The organism is Vulcanisaeta sp. EB80 (assembly GCF_002078205.2).
Genome location: NZ_LCWN02000109.1, coordinates 1 through 3,605, shown reverse-complemented (window position 1 = coordinate 3,605; position 3,605 = coordinate 1). Strand labels below are relative to the sequence as shown.

Genomic DNA, 3,605 nt, shown 5'->3' with positions numbered 1-3,605 from the left:
TAAGGGTGGGGGTGGTGAGGAGGAGCGTGGTGACTTGGCTGTGGTTTTCACGGTATCCGCGATAGAGGCCTTTGAGGCTGCGCTCGTCCTGATCGCCCTGATACCCAGGAGTTATGCCTCGGCGTTGATAGGCACGTTGATAGCCTCCGCAATAGTTATTGTCCTCACCGCATTGATTAAGGACCAAATAGCCAGGATCAGGCTGCCCCATCTCAAGTATGTCCTTTCATCACTGCTCTTCAGCTTGGGAACGCTATGGGCAATGGAGATCGTAGGCCTTGACGTGACTGACCTGGTCTTGATACCCCTCTTCCTAGCCTACCTAGGCATTAACTACTTGCTGATTAAGGTGTGATGCAATGTGGTACGTAGACGCGCCAGAGTGCCTACTATGCCTTCTCGAATCCAGGTACTCGGAACTAAAGAAATTGAATGTTAAGGATCCAGCAATGTACATGGAACTCGGTAGGTACGTGATGGAGAACGCAGGTAGGGGCAGGGTGGCGGTATTCATAGAATCCCACGTATGGCTTAGGCGCAGGCTCGGGATTGATGATCCACACAATGATGAGAAGGCATCCCTAGAGTCCCTCGCAAAGGACGCAATAAGCAATCTACTCAGTAACTTAGGCGATGACGTAGTGAAATACGTGGAGCTTGCAGCAGCGGCAAATTCCGTGGACATACCCATGAGGGGCTACAGGTTCAGTACGGAGGATCTACTGGCTAGGCTCAATGATGAGGTCCGCTGGTTGGGGTTCACGAGGGATGGCTTACGTGAGGTCATCGCCAGGGCTGGCTCGATAGGGTATGTCGTGGATAATGCTGGTGAGTTTCAATTCGATAAGGCACTCATCAAGAAGCTTGCCGAGTTGGGTAGGGAGGTGGTTGTTTATGCCAGGTCCGAGCCGTACGAGGTGGACGTTACAGAGGAGTACGTCATTGATGAACTACACGGTCTCAGCAATGTGAAGGTTGTGGGAAGTGGCAATGCGTACTCGGCATTGGTTAATAGGGATTTGTGGTCATCATTGGGGTTCCACGACTTATTGATAATGAAGGGTCTGGACAACTTCGAAACGTACCTAGAGCTAAAGCCCAGGTTGGGCAATGCATTATTTCTACTAAGGGCTAAGTGCCCATTAATAGCCAGGCTTCTCGGTGTACCAACCAACAGCCCTGTTATAGTTAGCCGGGATTATGTGGATGAAATACGTATTCAATAATAGGCATTAGGCATCCTAGCCCTGACAACAGCCTCCCTCAATGTTGGGTACTCTATCCGATAATTATTATTTACCTTAACTATGAAACCACCCCTGATTAGGTTTGTAATTACCCTATGCATTACCGACTTACTTAACGGCTTACCCAATACCCTACCCACCTCACTCATGATTTCACTCCATGACAGGCCCATTGGGAAATTAGCCAGTAGTTTAAGCACGGTAATGTAGACACCAGAATTGTACAATTTAACGAATGCCTCTAAATCATGAAGCCACTGGGATATTGCATACTCCCTAGCCCTCTCCAGGGCATCAACATGGCTTTTCCCAACACTCCTCCCTATCCCATACATCACAACAAAACCAGGGATTCCAGAGAGAACATTATGCACCTCAACCAACTCATCCCTCGCATAATGAATGCCAACCTCGTTGAATCCCCTCGATAGATACTCCACGGTATCGTCTAAACCCCATCTCTCGATAACGACCTCATCAACAAACCTGGCAAAACCAGCCTCAGAAGCCGATGGTGCAATAACTCTCTCGAGGAGCCCCGGCATTGAGCCCGTCAGTATGACTATTATGTTTAGGTAATTATCATGGATAAACTGAAGAAAGCCCCTATAATTGAAACCCCTTATAAACGGCAAGACCTGGGCCTCATCAAACACCACAACAAACCTATCATGCCTACGACCAAGCTCCCTCATAAGCGTCAACAGGTTCGATTGAAAAACCGACGCAGTAACCCTAACGTTCTTAAGACCTAACTTGAGTATTGCAAGGTTGAGTTCGAGATCAACCTCAACCCGCCTATCACCAAACCTTATATCGCTCGGCACAAGGGCTTGGTAACTAACAGACCTGAGACCCATGTATGGTGAAAGATCAAAGTAGATGTATGGGTAATTAAATTCATTAAGCACGACCCTAACAACACTAGTCTTACCAACCCTACGCGGACCAAGAACCGCCACAAAAACTCCTTTCTCAATATCATCCCTAATACGAGAAACAGCCCTCCTATGCCCATCACCAACTAATAGCCTCAAGCTATTTATCGGTCTATCGCTGAAGTACATGAGTTCTCACCCAGAACTAGTTCTTAGTGAGAACCTATATAAACCAATTGACGAAACTCGCGGTCAAAATCATCGATGTATTATTGCTGATTTATTACTTCCTTCGATGCCATTAACATTCCCTTCCTGTTTGGTGTGTCTCTTGGTAGTACGTATTCGTCATTTACCTTCTCTATGAAGCCCATGTTAACTAACCTATTTAGTATTTCGTAGACCCTCGGCTCAGGGACTTCACCAATTAACTCGTTAACTACCTTGGTAACCTCGCCCAATGTGCCCCTACCGCCTAGCCTATCTAGCGCGATGACCACTGCAGAATACCTCCCTGGTGATTGTGAATTTATCAGGAAGCCTTTGAACTAACCATCGAGTCAACGTCCTAGTCCCTAAATCTCCTTAACTAGTCTCAATCTTCACAGCATTGAGTTCAAGGAATGTCTCCTTATCCACACTTAGCACGTTAGAGATGAACCTAATTACCCTACAGCCCAGCGTATATCTCTTAATGGCTTCATTAACTCCCTCTAGGAATATCCTTAATGAAGTCAGGCCTTGAATATCCCTTTCTCCTTGGGTCGCCTTTTATCCTACTTAGGTCTAATGTCAAATAACATTACGCCCCCGTAATTATTACGCCCACGTAATGTTAAAACCTTACTCATTCTTACAAGTATCTATGGGCAATGATAGTAATGATACACCCCGGATCTAATAAAACCATTTACTATATGAATCATAAACAAGTCTTAAACCACCCCCTTACTCACTAAACCAACCCTATCAACATGAGTCATGATTATGAATAATGGCGTTGGAGTAAGCATCACCACTGATGCGATAATAAGTGCATTACCGAGTGATTGCAATGCCATGATTGGGTTGATGATACTACTCACACCAATAATTGATAATGATGCTATAATTGTAATCATGAGGATCACAAGGCTTGGCAATGCAACCACTGTAAAGGCTAAATTCTGCGTCGATCCAATGCCCGTTGAAATCCTAAAGTACTTAGGTTTCGTAAGACCCACGAACACGCTTAAGCCGGTTGTGAAGAGACCTGTGGATAGCGGTACAAGTATTATGTCAATAATTAATACGTATGGCAACGAAACATGAGTTACAATGAACATAGCCATTACCAATACCTCAGCAATTATAAAAAACACGGCAAATGCTGAAAAGCCAACAATGAATAAGGCTCTGATCAACTCCCCATCCGAGACGCCATTGCCAAAGAGAATCTCGAAGACCCCATTCTGCATATCGGCCTGTATCGTTCCAAGGA

General features: G+C 45.5%; 4 protein-coding genes and 1 pseudogene. 2 read left to right on the top strand and 3 right to left on the bottom strand.

Annotated features, from left to right (window positions below; genetic code table 11):
• Window positions 1-355, top strand: a pseudogene (locus B7L70_RS12005) (hypothetical protein); the annotation flags it as partial.
• A gap of 4 nt (window positions 356-359) precedes the next feature.
• On the top strand, window positions 360-1,226 hold the full coding sequence (locus B7L70_RS12000; RefSeq protein ID WP_081228391.1) for an ARMT1-like domain-containing protein: 867 nt from the start codon (window positions 360-362) through the stop codon (window positions 1,224-1,226).
• Here the strand turns inward: B7L70_RS12000 and B7L70_RS11995 are convergent.
• From B7L70_RS11995 to B7L70_RS13625, 3 genes are all read right to left on the bottom strand, one after another.
• Entirely contained in the window at window positions 1,220-2,314 is a 1,095-nt protein-coding gene (locus B7L70_RS11995) for an ATP-binding protein (protein WP_081228390.1), read from the bottom strand. The two genes, B7L70_RS12000 and B7L70_RS11995, sit on opposite strands and share 7 nt — an antisense overlap.
• An 80-nt stretch (window positions 2,315-2,394) precedes the next feature.
• A complete protein-coding gene (locus tag B7L70_RS11990) occupies window positions 2,395-2,658 on the bottom strand; it encodes a helix-turn-helix domain-containing protein (protein ID WP_369907353.1) in 264 nt (87 codons plus the stop codon).
• A 402-nt stretch (window positions 2,659-3,060) separates the two neighbouring features.
• On the bottom strand, window positions 3,061-3,605 hold a 545-nt coding region (locus B7L70_RS13625), incomplete at its 5' end, for a hypothetical protein (RefSeq protein ID WP_162009180.1).

Bases quoted from the DNA above. Each gene is read 5' to 3' on its own strand.
- B7L70_RS12000 (WP_081228391.1), top strand. From the start codon at position 360: ATGTGGTACGTAGACGCGCCAGAGTGCCTACTATGCCTTCTCGAATCC.
- B7L70_RS11995 (WP_081228390.1), bottom strand. From the start codon at position 2,314: ATGTACTTCAGCGATAGACCGATAAATAGCTTGAGGCTATTAGTTGGT.